Origin of the sequence: Bacillus vallismortis (assembly GCF_040784915.1) — a bacterium.
Classification (GTDB): Bacteria; Bacillota; Bacilli; order Bacillales; family Bacillaceae; genus Bacillus; species Bacillus subtilis_G.
Map to the genome: position 1 here is coordinate 1,325,006 of NZ_CP160797.1, position 19,508 is coordinate 1,344,513.

The 19,508-nt window shown below is 43.7% G+C and carries 21 protein-coding genes and 2 pseudogenes; 11 read left to right on the top strand and 12 right to left on the bottom strand.

Annotated features, from left to right (window positions below; translation table 11 throughout):
- The first annotated feature begins 13 nt into the window (after window positions 1–13).
- Both manA and ABZM97_RS06630 read left to right on the top strand, forming a co-directional pair.
- On the top strand, window positions 14–961 hold the full coding sequence (gene manA, locus ABZM97_RS06625; RefSeq protein WP_087990832.1) for a mannose-6-phosphate isomerase, class I: 948 nt from the start codon (window positions 14–16) through the stop codon (window positions 959–961).
- Window positions 962–1,318: 357 nt separating this feature from the next.
- The gene (locus ABZM97_RS06630; protein WP_087990833.1) at window positions 1,319–1,597 is read left to right on the top strand and encodes a hypothetical protein; all 279 of its coding nucleotides are present in this window, start codon (window positions 1,319–1,321) and stop codon (window positions 1,595–1,597) included.
- Window positions 1,598–1,720: 123 nt separating this feature from the next.
- Here ABZM97_RS06630 and ABZM97_RS06635 read toward each other — a convergent pair.
- Together ABZM97_RS06635 and ABZM97_RS06640 are read right to left on the bottom strand one after the other, a co-directional pair.
- A pseudogene (locus tag ABZM97_RS06635) lies at window positions 1,721–1,918 on the bottom strand (N-acetyltransferase); the annotation flags it as partial.
- Between the two features lie 35 nt (window positions 1,919–1,953).
- On the bottom strand, window positions 1,954–2,349 hold the full coding sequence (locus ABZM97_RS06640) for a hypothetical protein (RefSeq protein ID WP_087990834.1): 396 nt from the start codon (window positions 2,347–2,349) through the stop codon (window positions 1,954–1,956).
- Between the two features lie 238 nt (window positions 2,350–2,587).
- Here ABZM97_RS06640 and ybaK point away from each other — a divergent pair, with 238 nt between their 5' ends.
- On the top strand, window positions 2,588–3,070 hold the full coding sequence (gene ybaK / locus ABZM97_RS06645) for a Cys-tRNA(Pro) deacylase (protein ID WP_087990835.1): 483 nt from the start codon (window positions 2,588–2,590) through the stop codon (window positions 3,068–3,070).
- Window positions 3,071–3,127: 57 nt separating this feature from the next.
- Here the strand turns inward: ybaK and ABZM97_RS06650 are convergent, their stop codons facing one another.
- The 3 genes from ABZM97_RS06650 to ABZM97_RS06660 form a co-directional block, all read right to left on the bottom strand.
- On the bottom strand, window positions 3,128–3,322 hold the full coding sequence (locus ABZM97_RS06650; RefSeq protein ID WP_087990836.1) for a DUF4177 domain-containing protein: 195 nt from the start codon (window positions 3,320–3,322) through the stop codon (window positions 3,128–3,130).
- 522 nt (window positions 3,323–3,844) lie between these two features.
- On the bottom strand, window positions 3,845–4,834 hold the full coding sequence (gene cyoE, locus ABZM97_RS06655; protein WP_087990838.1) for a heme o synthase: 990 nt from the start codon (window positions 4,832–4,834) through the stop codon (window positions 3,845–3,847).
- Between the two features lie 123 nt (window positions 4,835–4,957).
- On the bottom strand, window positions 4,958–5,233 hold the full coding sequence (locus tag ABZM97_RS06660) for a spore coat protein (protein ID WP_141113376.1): 276 nt from the start codon (window positions 5,231–5,233) through the stop codon (window positions 4,958–4,960).
- 250 nt (window positions 5,234–5,483) lie between these two features.
- Between ABZM97_RS06660 and pdaC the strand changes: the two genes are divergently transcribed.
- Entirely contained in the window at window positions 5,484–6,884 is a 1,401-nt protein-coding gene (gene pdaC / locus ABZM97_RS06665; protein ID WP_087990839.1) for a peptidoglycan-N-acetylmuramic acid deacetylase PdaC, read from the top strand.
- 50 nt (window positions 6,885–6,934) lie between these two features.
- Here the strand turns inward: pdaC and ABZM97_RS06670 are convergent, their stop codons facing one another.
- The 4 genes from ABZM97_RS06670 to ABZM97_RS06685 all read right to left on the bottom strand — a co-directional run bounded on the left by ABZM97_RS06670 (window position 6,935) and on the right by ABZM97_RS06685 (window position 8,973).
- Entirely contained in the window at window positions 6,935–7,408 is a 474-nt protein-coding gene (locus ABZM97_RS06670; protein ID WP_087990840.1) for a YjfA family protein, read from the bottom strand.
- A gap of 129 nt (window positions 7,409–7,537) precedes the next feature.
- Window positions 7,538–7,705, bottom strand: a complete 168-nt coding sequence (locus tag ABZM97_RS06675; RefSeq protein WP_087990841.1) for a YjfB family protein — start codon at window positions 7,703–7,705, stop codon at window positions 7,538–7,540.
- A 191-nt stretch (window positions 7,706–7,896) separates the two neighbouring features.
- On the bottom strand, window positions 7,897–8,295 hold the full coding sequence (locus ABZM97_RS06680) for a DUF2809 domain-containing protein (protein WP_087991037.1): 399 nt from the start codon (window positions 8,293–8,295) through the stop codon (window positions 7,897–7,899).
- Window positions 8,296–8,397: 102 nt separating this feature from the next.
- Entirely contained in the window at window positions 8,398–8,973 is a 576-nt protein-coding gene (locus tag ABZM97_RS06685; protein WP_087990842.1) for a YjgB family protein, read from the bottom strand.
- A gap of 147 nt (window positions 8,974–9,120) precedes the next feature.
- On the opposite strand from ABZM97_RS06685, the gene fdhF reads away from it, so the two are divergent.
- From fdhF to ABZM97_RS06705, 4 genes are all read left to right on the top strand, one after another.
- Window positions 9,121–12,078 (top strand): formate dehydrogenase subunit alpha, encoded by a 2,958-nt coding sequence (gene fdhF / locus ABZM97_RS06690; RefSeq protein WP_087990843.1) that lies wholly within the window; start codon window positions 9,121–9,123, stop codon window positions 12,076–12,078.
- Window positions 12,071–12,631 (top strand): DUF1641 domain-containing protein, encoded by a 561-nt coding sequence (locus tag ABZM97_RS06695; RefSeq protein WP_087990844.1) that lies wholly within the window; start codon window positions 12,071–12,073, stop codon window positions 12,629–12,631. Before fdhF ends, ABZM97_RS06695 begins: the two co-directional genes overlap by 8 nt.
- Window positions 12,632–12,829: 198 nt before the next feature.
- The gene (locus ABZM97_RS06700) at window positions 12,830–13,471 is read left to right on the top strand and encodes a DUF4352 domain-containing protein (RefSeq protein ID WP_087990845.1); all 642 of its coding nucleotides are present in this window, start codon (window positions 12,830–12,832) and stop codon (window positions 13,469–13,471) included.
- A 77-nt stretch (window positions 13,472–13,548) separates the two neighbouring features.
- Window positions 13,549–14,175, top strand: coding sequence for an NUDIX hydrolase (locus ABZM97_RS06705; RefSeq protein ID WP_087990846.1), 627 nt, complete (start codon window positions 13,549–13,551; stop codon window positions 14,173–14,175).
- Window positions 14,176–14,206: 31 nt separating this feature from the next.
- Here the strand turns inward: ABZM97_RS06705 and ABZM97_RS06710 are convergent, their stop codons facing one another.
- Window positions 14,207–14,485, bottom strand: a complete 279-nt coding sequence (locus ABZM97_RS06710; protein WP_087990847.1) for a hypothetical protein — start codon at window positions 14,483–14,485, stop codon at window positions 14,207–14,209.
- A 392-nt stretch (window positions 14,486–14,877) separates the two neighbouring features.
- On the opposite strand from ABZM97_RS06710, the pseudogene ABZM97_RS06715 reads away from it, so the two are divergent.
- Both ABZM97_RS06715 and ABZM97_RS06720 read left to right on the top strand, forming a co-directional pair.
- Window positions 14,878–16,069 (top strand): annotated as a pseudogene (locus ABZM97_RS06715) (cytochrome P450).
- 20 nt (window positions 16,070–16,089) lie between these two features.
- Window positions 16,090–17,268: a glycosyltransferase gene (locus tag ABZM97_RS06720; protein WP_087990848.1), complete on the top strand. Its 1,179-nt coding sequence runs from the start codon at window positions 16,090–16,092 to the stop codon at window positions 17,266–17,268.
- Window positions 17,269–17,310: 42 nt separating this feature from the next.
- Here the strand turns inward: ABZM97_RS06720 and ABZM97_RS06725 are convergent, their stop codons facing one another.
- Window positions 17,311–17,499, bottom strand: a complete 189-nt coding sequence (locus tag ABZM97_RS06725; RefSeq protein WP_087990849.1) for a hypothetical protein — start codon at window positions 17,497–17,499, stop codon at window positions 17,311–17,313.
- 174 nt (window positions 17,500–17,673) lie between these two features.
- On the opposite strand from ABZM97_RS06725, the gene ABZM97_RS06730 reads away from it, so the two are divergent.
- The gene (locus tag ABZM97_RS06730) at window positions 17,674–18,486 is read left to right on the top strand and encodes a uroporphyrinogen-III synthase (RefSeq protein ID WP_253269017.1); all 813 of its coding nucleotides are present in this window, start codon (window positions 17,674–17,676) and stop codon (window positions 18,484–18,486) included.
- Window positions 18,487–18,617: 131 nt separating this feature from the next.
- Here the strand turns inward: ABZM97_RS06730 and ABZM97_RS06735 are convergent, their stop codons facing one another.
- Window positions 18,618–19,409: a DUF4931 domain-containing protein gene (locus tag ABZM97_RS06735; protein WP_087990851.1), complete on the bottom strand. Its 792-nt coding sequence runs from the start codon at window positions 19,407–19,409 to the stop codon at window positions 18,618–18,620.
- Window positions 19,410–19,508 lie beyond the last annotated feature (99 nt).

Sequence of the window (19,508 nt, forward strand, 5' to 3'; positions counted from 1 at the left end):
CGGGGGGATTTTCATGATGACTGAACCGTTATTTTTCAAGCCTGTTTTCAAAGAGAGGATTTGGGGCGGCACCGCTTTAGCTGATTTCGGTTATCACATTCCGTCAGAACGAACAGGGGAGTGCTGGGCTTTTGCCGCTCATAAAAATGGACAAAGCATTGTTCAAAGCGGAATGTATAAAGGGTTCACGCTCTGCGAATTATGGGATCATCACAGACATTTATTCGGACATCTGGAAGGGGATCGTTTCCCACTTCTTACAAAAATCTTAGATGCAGATCAAGATTTATCCGTTCAGGTGCATCCGAATGATGAGTTCGCCAAAATACATGAAAACGGGGAACTTGGAAAAACCGAATGCTGGTACATCATTGATTGCGAAAAAGACGCGGAGATCATTTACGGCCACAACGCAAAAACAAAAGAAGAACTGAGCTCGATGATAGAGCTTGGAGAATGGGACGAGCTCTTGCGCCGCGTAAAGGTAAAGCCGGGGGATTTCTTCTATGTGCCAAGCGGTACCGTTCATGCGATTGGAAAAGGCATTCTCGTTTTGGAAACGCAGCAGAATTCAGATACAACCTACAGATTATATGATTATGAACGAAAAGATGCAGAAGGCAAGCTGCGAGAGCTGCATTTGGAAAAAAGCATAGAAGTCATAGAGGTTCCATCCATTCCAGATCGGCAATCTGTTCATTATGAGCAAACAGATGATTTGCTTACAACCACGTTTATTGAATGTGCTTACTTTTCAGTGGGAAAGTGGAGTTTATCAGGATCAGCAAGATTAAAGCAGCAAAAACCATTCCTTCTTGTCAGTGTGATTGAAGGAGAAGGCCGTATCATCTCCGATGGGAGTGTCAATCGCTTCAAAAAAGGAGATCATATGTTGCTGCCTTACGGGTTTGGAGAATTTAAACTGGAGGGGCAGGCAGAGTGTATCGTCTCTTATCTATGACACGATCAAGATAACAAGTGCGCCAATTCATGCTGGTCTTGACTGTTGACTGTAGCAGACTAAGGTGTTGATGAATGGAAAAACCCTTCTTCGATTGAAGGGTTTTTTGATTGAATTAAAAGGGAGTGATCTGATCCCTTTATTTTAGCCCCCTCCCTCATACTGTTAGCTATGCTGGCTCCTAATTGCCAGATAAGGACAGTTATCTACCGGAAATGATTCATCTTCGAGCCATGTCCTTTCATAATATTTGTTGCGTTACTTAGTTTTAAAGAAAGAAATATAAGAATGCAAACGAATGAAAGTAAACATGCTGGACAAACTGATAGGGATTAAAAAGAAGAAAGGAGGGTGAATATGAAAAAATGGCTGCAAATCATAAGTGCGTTGTTTCTGACCAGTTTTGTATTAGCGGGCTGTAATAATGATCAAGATAATAATGATAACAATGCTCCAGACGTCGAGGAGAACGATCAAGATCAAAACGGCAACAACCAAGATACTGACAATAACAACGTTCCAGGTGTCGACGAGGATGATACCATCAATAAAGATGATGAAAACGATAATGACCCTGATCCCGAAGATCCAGTTGAGGATCCTGAAGATACCGACAAAGATAAAAAAGATGAGTAAGGAAACTTCATAAATCATTGTTTAAACCCGCTCTCAGTTTAGAGGAAGGGTTTTAACTCTTTACATGCCCTTCAAAAAAGCAGACGGAATGCCTGCTTTTTTTATTGTTTTAAATGGTCACCTAAAAATGGTTCCTCTAACAATTTCCTGATTATCCTTCTTTAAAATTATCCATGAGTCAAATTCTATTGTCCCCTTGTTTTTAACTAAATTCTCACGGAAATAAGGTGTTGTTTCAAAAAAGTTATTCACCGATCTCGTTTAGATGCGGTATCAAGAAGGTTCATCCTTATCGTAACTGTTCGTTTCAAGAAGGACCATTAAGCCACCTGAATGCTTTCTGAGGGCATTTCGTATCACCTTTTCGCAATCAGATAAAGCGATATGGCTCTTTGGGTTTGAACAGGATTATGAAGCGTAATAACCCATTGGTTTCTTCTCCTTGGAAAGCTTGCGATCGCATATAATGGAGCAGTATCACGTGATGCAAAACCGCCATTCATCACTTTTATATCCCTTCCTTCAAGGTGGCAAACAAGGTATTCACCCGGATTTATGACCTGTTGGTTCGTCCATGCGTAAGAATAAAACCCGTCTCCGAGATCCTCATAGGAAGAGGGTGGTACAACGCCATCTACATTCAATGTGATTTGTCTTCTTCGCTGTCTTTCTGTAAAGTCTGGATTTCTCTGAGAGTTATGAGTAGGTGTAAAGTAAGGAATTGACGGAGGACTATGAAAGTAAGGATACAAAGCAACCACTCCTTCATTTTACATTCATACAAATTGTATGTGGGTTTATTTCGTTCATTCCTGATTTATTTCATGTTAACTAAGAATAGAACGAAAGGTGTGAGGACAATGACTGTGTTTTGGGAGTTGGACATGCAGCTTGGTGGAATATGGATATCTCTAGTGTTAGTATTTATATTGACTGTAATAAAGTAGACATACAGGAATTCAGGAATTTTTTTGATAGTGGGGGAAAAGGATGGCGAAAAAAATGGCAAAAACGAATGCGGTGCGTCTGATCGAACAGCAGAACATCTCCTATGAGTTATTAGGCTACAAAACAGAAGGGGGCCAGCCGGTAGATGGCGTCTCTGTTTCGGAAAAAATCGGATATCCTTTGGAGTATGTATATAAAACATTGGTGGCAACAGCGGGAGCCCATCATTACTACGTCTTTGTTGTACCTGTTGCAAAGGAATTAGATGTAAAAAAGGCGGCAAAGGTAATAGGTGAAAAGAAAATAGACATGATTGCAATGAAGGAGCTATTAAGGGTAACTGGCTATCTTCGCGGCGGCTGCTCACCAATTGGCATGAAAAAATGGTTCCCGACCTATATTGATGCGGCCGCTGAAACATTTGATTTTATCATTGTCAGTGCAGGGAAAATCGGTATGCAGCTAAAGCTAGCGCCGCGAGATTTAGCAAAAGCATGTGATGCTGCATTTGCAGAAATTGTATAGATGGCCCGCAACGAGATTGGGATACAAAGGGTAAATAAAAAAGCTTAGACACATAGACTAAGCTTTTTCCGCATCTCTTTCAAATATGATTTCAAAATAAGCAGCCGCTCCATACCCATCGATACTGGGAGCGAAAATCTGAATCAATGTCCAGCCTCTTTTCGCATAGTCATGGATGATTTGCTGGTAGTCTTCTTTAGGCCTTCTTCTCATCGTACTCAGTTCAACTCTTACGAATTCATACTCTTTCATCGTTTGATCCCTCCTGATAAGCTATACGGTAGTTCGAGCAAGAAGTTTCGTAAACCTTGGATAAGGCCTGAAAGTAAAATTTGTATCTAAACTGAAATAAAGCCTTTAAGAAAGGGAGAAGTCTTACAAGTGTCTATTGTTTTTTATCTGTTTGCCTGAACTTTGCAAATGGCTGGCTGAAACAACAAGGATTTCATACAATCAAAACATGCAGTGATGCGGATATGTTTTTAAGCGGATGGATTTTGCCTCATCTTTTATTTTTGCATTACAGTAATCATTTCAAGAAAGCGATGGTATTACATGAACAAAGAAACCCTAAAAAACATACTCATGATTTTTTCAATATATGCAAGCCTACGAGAAACCGATGGTATGCGTATTGCTGATAGCTGGATTTTGAGTGAGATCGTACGATTTTTGATTTGCATGGCTGTGTTTTTGATCATGACATTTCTATTAGATGCTGTGTTTCCAAACAAAAAAGAGTCGCATTAATGTGTGACTCTTTTTGCATAACTATTATCTGATCAAAAACATCACAAATGAATCAACCATCATAATCAAAAACAGCAAGCAAAAATAAATGAGCGAGTAGACAAACATATCCTTTGCCCACTTCACGTCATCATCTGTTTTGAATCCCTGGATGCTTTTTTTGATCCATATGCCTCCGAGAACCAGGGCAGCTAAGAAATAAAATGGACTGATATGGCCGCTGGCGAGAGTAAAAGGAAATAATAACGTGACCGGCACCAAAACTGCAAGATATTGAATCATTTTTATTTTTGTTACATGATTTCCTCTTACAACAGGCAAGAGCGGAACGCCCGCTGCCCGATACTCCTCTTTGCGTCTGATCCCAATCGCCCAAAAATGCGGGGGCTGCCACAGAAACATGATCGCGTACAACAGCACTGCAGTCATACTGATGTCTCCGGTTACCGCGCAATACCCCATCAATGGCGGCGCAGCTCCGGGGAAGCTCCCGACAAATGTACTCCACACAGAAGTTCGTTTCACCCATATCGTATAGATAATCGCATAAAAAATAAAAGCGGCCAGTCCGAGAAGGGCAGTTAATGGATTGAGGGAATAGAGCATCGCAAGACCGGTGATTCCTAAAACAGAGCCATACGTTAAGAGCATAGCTGGCGGCATTTTCCCTGTGACCGAGGCTCTGCTGCGGGTGCGTGCCATTTTTGCGTCCATATGCCGATCAAAATAGTTGTTATAGACAGTTCCGGAAGCCATAACAAACGCGGTTCCAAACATTGCTGTCACCATTGTCATCAAAAAAGCCATTCCGGTTAATGGTTTTTCTGCGCTTGCAAATGCGATCCAAAATCCGCCGAAGGCTGCTATCGAGTTTGATATGATAATGCCGGGTTTTGCAAGTTTGATAAAATCGTAAATTGTTACCCGATTTGAAGGTTTTATGTATTTCGTTTCAGATATAGCTGCAGAATCACTTGTATTCTCCAAAAATAGACGCCTCCCCCAAAACTGCATGCTATTGTTATCGTAACAAGACGGCTATGAGAATTACAATCATTTCCTATATTTGTCATGATATTGTCATTTTTAAAACAAAAAAATAGGGAGCTGGACTGCCCCCATTTTGGTAAACGACGCCTAGTATCCGTAACCTCCGCCGTAACCTCCGCCGTAACCTCCTCCGTATCCGCCGCCGAAACCGCCGCCATAACCGGACCAAGGGTAGTAAGGCGGTCGTGGGCGCGGTCTCGGGCGCGGGTAATAGTAAGGCGGACGCGGATAAAACGGATAGAACGGTCTAGGGTAATAATAAGGCGGGTAAAATGGCGGTCTCGGGCGCGGATAATAATAAGGCTGTCTTTCATCATAAGTTGTCATTTGTTCAAATGTCTGTTCATTCAAAGGATAATCCAAGAGGAAAACCTCCCATGTTTTTTTTATTCCTTTTACCATATTCTTGATGTGTGAGTTGGGTGTATGTACATTCGTGAAATCGATTTTTTTATGATGAAATCCCTGAAAAAGGATTGACAAGAACTACTAAATCTCATAGTATTACAAATGTGAAATAAATGTTACTGTAATATTACAAGAGTATTTCTAAAAAGATACAGTTCTAACTGATAAGGATAAATCGAAATGGTTATGAAAGAAGGAATTTGGGTTGTTGGCAAAAAGAATCAAATGGTTTCATATCTTATTAGCAGTTGTATGTGTGGCGGGCCTTATTGGCTTTTTCCATAATTCATTACAAAAAGAAACGGTTATGACTAAAGTGAAAACTGATTCTCAGTATGGGAACGTGGAGATCGCAACGCTTGTGAACGACGGGAAAACGTTCAATTACGCAGTCAATTATCCAGTTTTTAAAAATAAAAAAATGGATGCGGCATTAAAGAGTTTCGCAGAGAAAGAGGTTCGCCAATTTCAAAAGGAAACAAAAGACGTTGATCAGGAGCATACGACAAAACGCAACGAATTAAATGTTGATTATAAAATTGCCCATTACGCCAAACAGACAGTAGCGATTGTATTTAATGAATATAAATATATCGGCGGTGCACACGGGCAAACCGTGAAAAAAACGTTTAACTATGATTTTAGTAAACAAGCTTTTCTTTCGATTGATGATATTTTCAAAGAGGACGCTGACTATTTACATAAGCTTTCGTTAATCGCTTATCATGAACTGAAAAAAGATAAGGACATTGCTGCTGACGAAGCGCTGTTAAAGGAAGGAACGGCACCGAAAAAAGAAAATTTCAGCCGCTTTGCCATCAAGCAAGATTATATCGAATTTTATTTCGATACATATCAGGTCGCAGCAGGCTATCTTGGGGAGCAATCGATTGCGATTAAGAAAAGCCTCTTGAAAGACATTGTGAAAGAACAATATATTGATAAAGCAAAAAACAAAAATAAAATCAAAGAGCAAAAGCCGAAGCATGAAGTGATTTCATTGCCTAAAGAGGAAACGGTTGATCCAAATCAAAAAGTCATTGCGCTTACTTTCGATGACGGCCCGAATCCTGCGACAACAAATCAAATTTTGGACTCCTTGAAGCAACATAAGGGGCATGCCACGTTTTTTGTTCTCGGGAGCAGGGTGCAATATTATCCGGAAACGCTTAAAAGGATGCTGAAAGAAGGACATGAGGTGGGGAACCATTCATGGAGCCACCCGCTTCTCACAAGGCTTTCAGTAAAAGAAGCGTTAAAGCAGATCAACGACACGCAGGATATTATTGAAAAAATAAGCGGATACCGTCCGACGCTTGTAAGACCTCCATACGGCGGCATTAATGATGAGCTGCGGAGTCAATTGAAAATGGATGTCGCATTATGGGATATTGACCCGGAAGATTGGAAAGAACGCAACAAAAAAACAATCGTTGACCGGGTCATGAGTCAGGCGGGAGATGGAAGAACCATCTTGATTCACGACATTTACCGCACCTCTGCTGACGCGGCCGATGAAATTATCAAAAAGCTCACCGATCAAGGCTATCAATTGGTGACGGTCTCTCAGCTTGAAGAGGTTAAAAAACAAAGAGAAGCGAATTAATACGAAAAGGCTGCCGCGGATATTGCCCGTTTGGACAGCCTTTTTTCTTTTTAGTAAGAGCCTGTAGTGGCCCAAACATTCAGATTCGGTCCTGAATACTTACCGAAAGCGTAAGAAGTCCGTGGATCCAAATCATATACCATCGGTGTATAACAAGATTTTTGGCCGGCCACCGCTTTTCCATTGCCGCCTGCAGAATCACAGTTATATCTCTTTCCGTCCGTGTTCCGGGTAATCTCCGCATTTGCTTCATAGCCTGACGTCAATGTATGATTCATCGTGATTTTTGCCCAAGCCGTTTTACATGCACTGCTGAATTTGAGCTCGACCACCCCGATGACTTGATTGTTGGCATTCACTAAGTTTGAGGATTTTTTTGTAGAGCCGCTGGATGCACAATCATTGTAATAAGGGCTTTTTCCATCGTAGGCATGGGTTTCGGCGTTGGCGGGCGTCCCTTTGACGGCGAAAATAAATACAACTGCGAATAATATCAATGAAGCTTTCGTAAACAATCTTTTCATGTCTTTTAATAACCTCCTTCATATGGCAAACAATACATCATACGGAGGAACAGTCAAAACATGCATGCTCTTTTGTGAACAATAAAGGCGGCCGGGAGGATGGAGTCCTTGGCCGCCTTTGGTGTGTGATTAAGCTTTTATATCAATGGTTTGTCCGAGTGTCGGATGCTGAATCATCTTTAAGGTTTGATCGGCATTTTGCTGGGCCGTGTCCAACACTTTTTTCGTTAAAGCGATATCAACATTTTGGGCAAGTGATGCTTGATGCATAGCAACTGATAAAGCGGGAATATCCATCGTTCCACCTCCTATGCCTTACCTATCGGCGGGTTTGGATGATTTTACAGTGCAAAAGGGCTTAATTTTCCATGTTGACCCTTACGCTGCGGCATACCGTATGTTTTTAACAAGGGGGAAATCAGGATGAATCTTGTAATGGAAAAAACCTTTGAGCAATATGAAAAGTTGTTTTCTATATGAAAAAAGCGTCACATTTTGTGGCGCTCTTTGATTCCTAGGACGAGCAGTTCTATGGCTGCACAGAGTGCAATTCCGATCGTATACGCTTCGATATCGCTCCATAAAAAACCGTACCCCAGTACAAGGCCGCCAAGAGAAGTGTCTCTGATCCGGTCGATCCAATCTGAGTGATACAGCTGGCTGATTTCAATGAAAAAACAGAAAGAAAGACTGATCATGCCCGTCATCATTGTCTTCATTTTCCGAAATAGAAACCCGCATCCCATATAGATCATGGCCGCCCACAGCGAGTCCCCCAGATAAGGATTGACGGCATCCGGCAGAACACTTGAGAATGCTCTGGATCCCAGCCCCATCGCTATGATCATCATGGTGACAGCTGCATATATCCATCGATTTCGCTTCATTGAGAATTGATACCCCGTCTCTGTTTCAACTCCCATGTATTGTAAGGAATATACCCTCTATTTGTCCAATAAAAAAAGCGGCTGAACAGCCGCATGATGTGATTATTTCGCTTTAAGGTTTACATGGTCGGCGGTCTGGTCCTTGCCAATTACAAAATGGAGTTCATATCGGCCTGTATTATATACATAATCTATTTCATCGGTAAACGGGACGGTTAACACTCGATTAGCGGCGCCTAATTCATTTCGCAGCACTTCCGGGGTAACCCCTCCTAAATTCAGCTGCCGTTCCACGCCGGTTCCAAAGTAGCGGATTTCTGAAATGGTCATGTCTTGATGATAGGAAAATCCGTAGCCCGGGTTCCCCATATTCCAGTGATATAAATCAAACCGATTGTCTCCTCCGGACGGCCGTTCCGGTTCCCCTAATTTAGCATGGACATCGCCTTTCGTGCTTTTGTTAATGGTAAGGCCTTGCGCCTGCTGAGGCATTTCCCCTGTGTAGGCGGTGTTGTAGAGGTTTTTGACAAGCTCGGCGGCGGATTGATTCGTATCTTCGGAGAGCGTTGTTGCTTGAGTTTCGGCCTTTACAGGGGTTGGAAAAGGTGCTGCGCCAAAGCTGGAAAGAGAGGCTGTCAGTGCGGCTGTCGCGGTTAGAACAGACATTGTTTTGTTCATGATATCCCTCCTTTTTCATCTACCACCTCGTTTCCCGGTGTGAATGTGCTAAAACATTTGAGTGCGTTTTGTATGTTTTATTGATCTCTTGTAAGGGAAGAGAAATGGGTAATTCGGTATATACACTGGCAAGAAAGGGGAATGGAGATGGCTCAACAGAAAAAAATCACAATAAACGGCGTTGAAATGGAAGCCTCCGAAGATCAAACGCTGCTGCAGCTTTTGAACAACAGTTCGATTGAAGTGCCGCAAGTTTGCTATCATCCCAGCTTAGGGCCGATTGAAACATGTGATACGTGCATCGTCAGCATCAATGGTGAGCTAAAGAGATCGTGCTCCGCTGAAGTAAAGGATGGGGATGTCATTGATACGCTTTCGCCTGATGTCAAAAAAGCGCAGGTCATCGGGATGGACAAGATTTTATATAATCATGAGCTTTATTGTACAGTTTGCGATTACAACAACGGGGGGTGTGAAATACATAATACGGTGAAAGAAATGAAAGTCAATCACCAAAGCATCCCGTTTGACCATAAGCCTTATCATAAGGATGAATCTCATCCGTTTTACCGGTACGATCCAGACCAATGTATTTTGTGCGGCCGTTGTGTTGAAGCTTGCCAAGACGTTCAGGTGACTGAAACCCTGACCATTGACTGGGAGCGGAAACGCCCGCGCGTCATTTGGGATAACGATGTGCCGATCAATGAGTCGTCTTGTGTGTCATGCGGCCACTGTTCAACGGTCTGTCCGTGTAACGCGATGATGGAAAAAGGAATGGAAGGGGAAGCCGGATATTTAACAGGCATTGATCACGAAACGCTCCGTCCGATGATCGAGATCACAAAAGGCGTAGAAACAGGGTACGGCTCGATTCTCGCCATTTCTGATATGGAATCCGCCATGCGTGATGAACGGATCAAGAAAACGAAAACCGTCTGCACATACTGCGGCGTGGGCTGCAGCTTTGATGTCTGGACAAAGGGAAGAGACATTCTGAAAGTGGAGCCGCAGGAGGAAGCGCCAGCCAACGGCATTTCTACTTGTGTAAAAGGAAAGTTCGGCTGGGATTTCGTAAACAGCGAGGAGCGCCTGACAAAGCCGCTGATCCGCGAAGGAGACCATTTCCGGGAAGCGGAATGGGAGGAAGCGTTAACGCTGATCGCCAACAAGTTCACCGATTTGAAAGACGAGTTTGGCTCTGATTCACTTGCCTTTATTACATCTTCTAAATGTACAAACGAGGAATCCTACCTCATGCAAAAACTGGCAAGAGGGATCATCGGCACAAATAACGTGGACAACTGCTCGCGCTATTGTCAATCTCCTGCGACTGCCGGCCTGTTCCGAACAGTCGGCTATGGCGGTGATTCAGGGTCAATTACAGATATCGCGCAAGCAGACCTTGTGTTGATTATCGGTTCGAATACGTCTGAGTCCCATCCAGTCTTGTCCACTCGCATTAAACGGGCTCATAAGCTGAGAGGACAGAAAGTGATCGTAGCGGATATCAGAAAACACGAAATGGCAGAGCGCTCTGATTTATTTGTCCAGCCGCGTGCGGGTTCAGATATCGTCTGGCTGAATGCCATCGCCAAATATTTGATTGAAAACGGCAAGGCTGATGAACGCTTTTTACAAGAAAAAGTGAACGGACGGGATGAATACGTAAAAAGCCTGGCTCCATACACACTCGAATATGCCGAGGAGAAAACCGGAATAGATCGAGAAACTCTCATCGAAATGGCGGAGATGATCGGTCAGGCTGACAGTGTGTGCGCATTGTGGGCGATGGGCGTGACACAGCATATTGGCGGAAGCGACACGAGCACGGCGATCTCGAATCTGCTGCTTGTGACAGGAAACTACGGAAAACCGGGGACAGGCTCTTATCCGTTGCGCGGTCATAACAACGTGCAGGGGGCAAGTGACTTCGGAAGCATGCCTAACAAACTGCCTGGCTATGAAAATGTAACGGATGAACAAGTCCGCCAAAAATACGAGCGGGCATGGGGGATGCCGATGCCGAAGGAGCCGGGCATGACCAATCACGAAATGATTGAAAAAATCCATTCCGGCCAGCTGAAAGCGATGTATGTAAAAGGGGAAGAAATGGGGCTGGTTGATTCCAACATCAATCATGTGCACGCCGCATATGAAAAGCTTGATTTCTTTGTGGTGCAGGACATTTTCTTTTCACGAACAGCAGAGTATGCCGATGTTGTTCTTCCTGCGAGCCCAAGCCTTGAAAAAGAGGGTACTTTCACAAACACAGAACGTCGTATTCAGCGATTGTATCAGGTGTTTGAACCGTTGGGCGAATCAAAGCCTGATTGGCAAATTATTATGGAAGTAGCCAATAAGCTTGGCGCTGGCTGGCGCTATGAACACCCTAGTGACATTATGGAGGAAGCAGCCATGCTGTCGCCGATTTATGCCGGTGTTACCTATGAACGTCTTCGAGGCTACAATTCTCTTCAATGGCCTGTAAGCGCCGATGGAAAGGATTCGCCTTTACTCTTTACAGAGCGCTTTCCTTTTCCGGACGGCAAAGCCATTCTTTATCCTGTTCAGTGGACGGAGCCTGATGAGTTCGGTGAGGAATATGATATCCACGTCAACAATGGGCGGCTCTTAGAACATTTCCACGAAGGAAACTTAACCTACAAATCAAAAGGGATTTCGGAGAAAACACCGGAAGTATTCTTAGAAATTTCTCCTGAGCTAGCGGCAGAACGGGGAATTCAGGACGGAACACTTGTCAGACTCACCTCGCCTTTCGGAAATGTCAAAGTGAAATGCCTGATCACTGATCGTGTCAAAGGGAAGGAAGTATATTTGCCAATGAACGATTCAGGGGAAGCAGCGATCAACCTGTTAACAGGCAGCCATGCCGATAAGGATACCGATACGCCGGCATACAAAGAAACGTCAGCCAAAATGGAAATTTTGAAACGGGACGGAACCAACCCGCTCCCTAAAATCAATCACCGCAACGGCAACCCGCAGCCGCAAATCGGTGTGCAAGTGCAAAAGAAATGGGCGCGGAAGGATTATATTTTCCCTGGTGACGCAGTGAAAAGGGGGATTGGGCGTAATGGCTAAAGCAATTAAACAAATCCAGAAAATCCAAGTAACCGAAGAGGATCAGCGTAAGCGTGATATGAAAGAAATTGAAGATGCATTAGTTGAAAATAAGGCAGTCATTCTAGAAACGCTGCAAATGCTCGGCCACATGAACGAGCGCGGCGTCCTGCCATTGCTCCGCGGCCTTTTTGGCCAAGGGGATAAAGTCCTTGATATCCTAGTCAAAAAAGCAGATACAGAGGAAACGGCCAATACGCTGAAAAATCTGCTTCTTCTGTTTGGAACGCTCGGCATGCTGGATGTGAAACAGCTGGAGCCCCTCATTTTGAAAGTGAATGCGGGGGTGGCAAACGCGGTGGAACAGAAGGACAGCGAAGAGAAAACAGGTTATTTCGATATCATTCGTTCGCTCAAAGACCCGGAAATCAACAAATCAATTACACTGCTTTTCTCGTTTTTAAAGGGAATGGGACAAGATACAAAGGAGATGGAACGCACGACGCAGCCTCCGGAGCACCAAAAACAACAACAGGAACCGAGAGAGAAAAGGGATATGAATAAGCGAGATTGACTACCTGCCCGAGCCGGCTGCTGCCAGCTCGGGTTTTTTTGATGAAAAGGACTAATGAACTAGTGAAAAATGTTCAAACACTAGAAAAGAGTCAGTTGGTAATAGATAAAATAAATAAAATTGTTACTTTATTACCTGTAAGGAAAAGGTAAAATCTGATTATAATAGAAATCGATTACTTTAGATGGGGGAACAGTCGTGAAAAAAGTCTTAATACTATTATTTGCCCTGACGATCGGGCTTGCGCTTTCCGCGTGCAGCCAATCGAGCGATGCGTCAGTAAAAGAAAAACCGAAAGAGAAAAAATCGGAAGAAGAGCTTAAAAAGGAAATTGATAAGGAATTGAAAAAACACGGTGAGCCGAAGATTAAACAAGATGATCAAATACATAAAATAGGAGAAACGTTTAAAGCAGGACATACGAATTTTACAGTGAATAAAGTTGATAGAGTGCAAAAAGGTGAATACATGGATATTGGCGGAGCTGAAAATGCGGAGACAAAAACAATAAAAGATGGTGAGGAACGGCTCATTATAGAAGTTACGATGGAAAACATAGGAGAAGACTCAATAAGCTATAATTTTATCGGGTTTGATTTAAAAGACAAGAATGATCAATCAGTCCGGCAGGTTGTTTCTATAGAAGAGAAGAGCAGGTCCCTTATGGGAGGAACACTAGTATCAGGGAAAAAGGTTACAGGTGTACTCAGTTATGTCATCCCTAAAGGAGAACAAAAACATTGCACACTGGTATATAATCCGTATTTAGCTGATATCACAACCAATAATATTGAAGAGAGAGTGAAGGACAATATTGATTATTTGGTGAAGTTAGATTAGAAATTGATTTACAGTTGCACGTTCTCATCAGTGGGAAACGTGCTTTTTTTATAGTGATAAATAACGTGAAAGGATGAGTGATAAAAGTGCAAACCAAATGGCTGGAACGGGCGCTGCGGATTCGGGCGATCGCGCAGGCGGGACTCGCTTTTTCAAAGGATGTGTATGACAGGGAAAGGTACGAAGAGCTGATGAAGCTAAGCGCAGAGATGATGGCGGATTACACGCAAACGGAAATTGAGGTGATCACTGATTTATGGAAGGGCGAGAAAGGCTATCCGACACCGAAAGCGGATGTTCGTGGCGCAGTATTCCGAGATCATCAGATTTTGCTTGTTCGGGAGAAGCATGATGAGCTGTGGTCACTGCCGGGCGGGTTTTGCGAGATTGGCTTATCACCGGCTGAAAACGTGGTCAAGGAAATCAAAGAAGAGTCGGGGTACGATACAGAACCGTCCCGATTGCTGGCCGTGTTGGACAGCCAAAAGCATCCCCATCCGCCTCAGCCGTATCATTACTATAAAATTTTCATTGCATGCAGCATAACGGGCGGGCAGGGGGAAACGGGAATTGAGACGAACCATGCCGCTTTTTTTCCGGAGGACAGGCTCCCGCCGCTTTCTCCAAAACGAAACACACCCTCACAGCTTTGCATGCTGTTTGACTTTATGCGCCATCCAGAAAAAAACACGCTATTTGACTAAAAAAGAAAGAGCCCGGAAGGCTCTTTCTTTTTTATAGCGCAATATGTTTTTCGTTGGCGAGTTTCAGAAGGGTCAAAATAGAATCGGCTTGTTTATGGCCGAGTTTTTGCTTTAATTTGTTTTCTTCAACTAATCGATTGCCGTAAATCTCGACAGAAGCTTTGTCGACGACAGCATGCCAGTTTTCTTGATTTTTTTCCTCAACAAGCGGTTTTTCATGTCTCTCAGAAAAAGAGAACACAAACAATACAAATACAAGTGAAAGCAGGATGCCGACAAATTGTTTTTGGAAATCAGTCTGTGCTGCCATGTTGTTCTCTCCTTCACCTTTTACCTTCTATTTAATCATAAAGTCAGCTTGCTTTATATAATGGAAAAGTCATCTTTTTAAGTTAGTGCTATTGGTTGGAAATAGGGGTGTTTTCGCATCGGATCGTGTGCAATTGAATGCATATTGAATTTGCATGCCTATGCCTAACGTCACGTTGTGAGCCCAAATGGTAGTGCAGAATAGAAAAAAATTGAGAGATTATGGTAAGATGAACGGAATTCGAGAGGGAATATATGATGCCTGCATCGGACTTCATGATCGCCTGCCTGCTGTTATCAATCTGTCTATACTTGATTGTCCCTCTCTTTCTCGAAAGCGGGAGGTGAAGAGGAGCGCCAATTGCTGAATTCTTTCAAGGAGAGTGACAATACATGAATGTGTTAAACCGCCGGCAAGCCTTGCAGCGAGCACTGCTTAATGGAAAAAACAAACAGGATGCTTATCATCCGTTTCCGTGGTACGAATCGATGAGAAGGGATGCGCCTGTTTCCTATGATGAAGAAAACAACCAGGTGTGGAGCGTTTTTCTTTATAATGATGTCAAAAAAGTCATTGGAGATAAAGAGGTGTTTTCCAGCTATATGCCGCAGCAATCAAGCGCTATTGGGAATTCCATCATTAATATGGACCCGCCAAGGCATACGCAAATCCGTTCTGTAGTGAATAAAGCCTTCACACCGGTGTGATGAACAATGGGAACCGAGAATTCAGGAAATCACAGATGAACTGATTGAAACATGTCAGGGGCGAAGCGAGTTTGATCTTGTGCGCGATTTTTCATATCCGCTTCCGGTCATCGTGATATCTGAGCTGCTCGGGGTTCCTTCTGAGCATATGGAGCGTTTTAAAACATGGTCCGATCTTCTGGTCAGCACGCCGAAAGATAAAAGTGAAGAAGCTGAAAAAGCCTTTTTGGAAGAACGAAACAAGTGCGAGGAAGAACTGGCTGCGTTCTTTGCCAACATCATAGAAGAAAAGCGAAACAAACCGGCACAGGATATCATTTCAATTTTAGTGAAAGCGGAAGAAACAGGCGAGAAGCTGTCCGGAGAAGAGCTGATTCCGTTTTGCACGCTGTTATTGGTGGCCGGGAATGAAACCACAACAAACCTGATTTCAAATGCGATGTACAGCATATTGGAAACGCCGGATGCTTACGAGGAACTGCGGTGCCATCCTGAACTAATACCTCAGGCAGTGGAGGAAGCCCTGCGTTTCAGGGCGCCTGCACCGGTTTTGAGGCGCATTGCCAAGCGGGATACGGAGATTGGGGGACACCACATTAAAGAAGGTGATATGGTTCTGGCTTTTGTGGCGTCCGCAAATCGTGATGAAACGAAGTTTGACAGGGCGCACCTGTTTGATATTCACCGCCATCCCAATCCGCATATCGCGTTTGGACACGGCATCCATTTTTGTCTTGGGGCACCGCTTGCCCGTCTTGAAGCGAATATCGCGTTAACGTCTTTGATTTCTGCTTTTCCTCATATGGAATGTGTCAGTATCACGCCGATTGAAAACAGCGTGATATACGGATTAAAGAGCTTTCGTGTCAAAATTTAATCAATAAGGGGACTGGTTTCATGAAAAAGCACCATATTTCGATGATCAATATTCCGGCGTACGGGCATGTCAATCCTACGCTGGCATTAGTAGAGAAGCTTTGTGAGAGAGGGCATCGTGTCACGTATGCCACGACGGAGGAGTTCGCGCCTGCTGTTCAGAAAGCCGGCGGAGAAGCACTGATTTATCATACCTCGTTGAACATTGACCCTAAGCAAATCAGGGAGATGATGGAAAAGAATGACGCGCCGCTCAGTCTCTTAAAAGAATCACTGAGCATTCTGCCGCAGCTTGAGGAGTTATATCGAGATGATCAGCCTGATTTGATCATCTATGATTTTGTCGCGCTGGCTGGAAAATTGTTTGCTGACAAGCTCAATGTGCCCGCTGTCAAGCTTTGTTCATCATATGCCCAAAATGAATCCTTTCAGCTCGGAAGCGAAGACATGCTGAAAATGATAAAAGAGGCCGAGGCTGAATTTAAAGCCTACTTGGAGCAAGAGCAATTGCCGGTTGTTTCATTTGAACAATTAGCTGTGCCGGAAGCATTAAATATTGTCTTTATGCCGAAGTCTTTTCAAATCCAGCATGAGACGTTCGATGACCGTTTCTGTTTTGTCGGCCCTTCCCTTGGAAAACGGACGGAACAAGAAAGCCTGTTGATTGAAAAGGGTGATCGCCCGCTTATGCTGATTTCATTGGGAACGGCGTTTAACGCATGGCCGGAATTTTACAAGATGTGCATCGAGGCATTTCGGGATTCTTCGTGGCAAGTGATCATGTCGGTCGGGAAATCGATTGATCCTGAAAGCCTTGGTGACATCCCTGCTCACTTTACCATTCGCCAAAGCGTTCCGCAGCTTGAGGTGTTGGCGAAAGCCGATTTGTTTATTTCTCATGGCGGGATGAACAGTACGATGGAAGCGATGAATGCCGGTGTGCCGATTGTCGTCATTCCGCAAATGTATGAGCAGGAGCTCACCGCAAAGCGTGCCGACGAATTAGGCCTTGGCGTTTATTTGCCGAAAGAGGAAGTCACTGTTTCCAGGCTGCGGGAAGCAGTTCAGGCCGTATCCGGTGATCAAGAGGTGTTAAGCCGCGTTAAAAACATGCAAAAGGATGTAAAAGAAGCAGGCGGAGCGGAGCGTGCGGCGGCAGAGATTGAAGTGTTTATGAAAAAAACGGCTGTTCCGCAGTAAATCACAAAAACCGAAATCAAAAATTCGATTTCGGTTTTTTGTTTAGATATTTTTTTTCAACCCGCATCTCCGGCATTCTCTTAGAAATTTTCCGCCTTTTACAGAGCTTTTGAACAGTGTGTAATCACAATTGTCACAGCGCCCGCTGCGGACGTCCGGGTATTCATTGAATTCGTAAACGATCGATGTATCGTAGCCTTTTGTTTCATATTCTTCATTTTTTGTTTCCATGTCGATCCTCCGTTAGCAAACGTGTCTGCTGTTTATATTACAGCAAGCTTCAGGTGTATTCAAATGGATTTTAGAGGCTTGGGTTTATCTTGATTTCTCCCTTGGTTTGCGCCACAATAGCTTTATTAAGCTCGTATACATAAAAAAATGATGCAAAGAGGAGAGGAAACGGGTATGGGAAAAGGGTTACATGGAAAACGCGTGGCGATCGGGGGCTCCCGAAAAACGGAAGAAATCAGCACAATCATTGAAAAACAGGGCGGAACTTCTGTCATCCGGCCTCTCCAAGGAACGGTTTATTTAGCTGAGAAGCAGGTGGAGCCGGATTTGCGGGCGTTTGTGGAGGAAAAAGCTGACTGGGTCATTTTCACGACAGGTATTGGCACAGAGACTCTTGTCGATATGGCAGAGAAAATTGGTATGAAAGAGGAGTTTCTGCAGGCGATTCGCCAGGCGAAAGCGGCATGCCGGGGATACAAAACGCTGTCTGTGCTGAAAAAGCTTGGGATCACACCGGAAGCTTCTGACGAAGATGGGACAACAAAGGGCTTAATCCGGTCCTTGGCGCCTTACGACTTTTCAGGAAAAACAGTTATGGTGCAGCTTCATGGAGAAAACGCGCCGGCCCTCATGGCATTTCTTGAAGAAAAGGGCGCGTCTGTCCTGCCGATTCTGCCTTATCAGCACATCCCGCCTGAGAAGGAAACAGTGGAGCAGTTATGCCGGGAGCTGATGAACGGTGAGATCGACGCCGTTTGTTTTACAACCGCAATTCAGGTTCGTTCCCTGTTTGACTTTGCCAAGGAGCGCGGCTATATCAATGAATTGAAGGCCGTATTCGAAGAGCGCGCCATCGCTGCGGCTGTCGGAAAAGTGACTGCTGAAGCACTGCGGGAAGAAGGCATCACGAGACTGCTTGCTCCGGAGATTGAGCGGATGGGCGCGATGATTATCGAGCTGTCTAAGTATTATGAAGAAAAGGAATAACCAGTGCAAAAAGCCGCTTTCCAAAAGAGAAGCGGCTTTTTTTGTATATCGGCAAAGACTTAAGCATGCAACAGGATATGAAAAACGCTCAGTTGCTTTTTTATACTGTCAAACTTCGAAGCATTCGTTTTCTATAGCACATTGTTTTCTTTCATCGAGGTATTCAGTTTTTTCTGCAATTCTTCTTTTATTTCATGTAATCGCTCATCTACCGAGACTTGCGGGATTTTATAGCCAACGAAGAAAGGGGAAACGACGAATCTCGGTACGATTTTGCAGATGATATGATGATTTGTATGATAGAAAAATAAATTATAGCTTGTACATTTATAGCTGAAATCTTGGGTTAAGTATGTAACAGCTGTTTGAATGTAATCAGCCATTAGGTCTGTATGCTCCAGCGAGTCACTTATGATGACGTTCATTTCAGTAAAACCCATAATCGGATCGCCCGACAGATTGAATTCAACTTGATTCGGATTCTCTGCAACCTTGATCCCTAGAAAATTCTCATATGAGAGCGATTCCATATAATCCGCATGTTTCAATCCGACAATCTGCATATGGGCGTGTTTTATACTGCCGCCTGAAAGCGGGCCATGGTTTTTATACAATATAACGCTTTTGTATTGAGGATCTTTTTCCATATGTATCAATTTTTCTAAACTAAACCGTATCAGTCTTCTCATTTTTTTATTGCTGTAAGTCGTTATATCTTCGTCGCACTGGCCTGTCTCCACAATCAGCGTTTGGTACGTATCTTGGATGGTGGGGTATTTATTTTCGAGCCAAATCATATCCCCGTCAGTTTCTAAAATGCCGGTAAGGTTATCGCGGTCACAAAAAGGACAGGCGTTTTGCTTATTGACAATGGTTTCCGGTTTTTGTGCACTGATATAGCTGGAAAAATATAATTTCTGCATTTGATAAAACGACCTTTCGAAATTTTCTAAATACCTTATGTCACTTTAACATTCTATATGGGTTACATTCTGCTTGCAATATTTTCTTTGTTTTTTGTT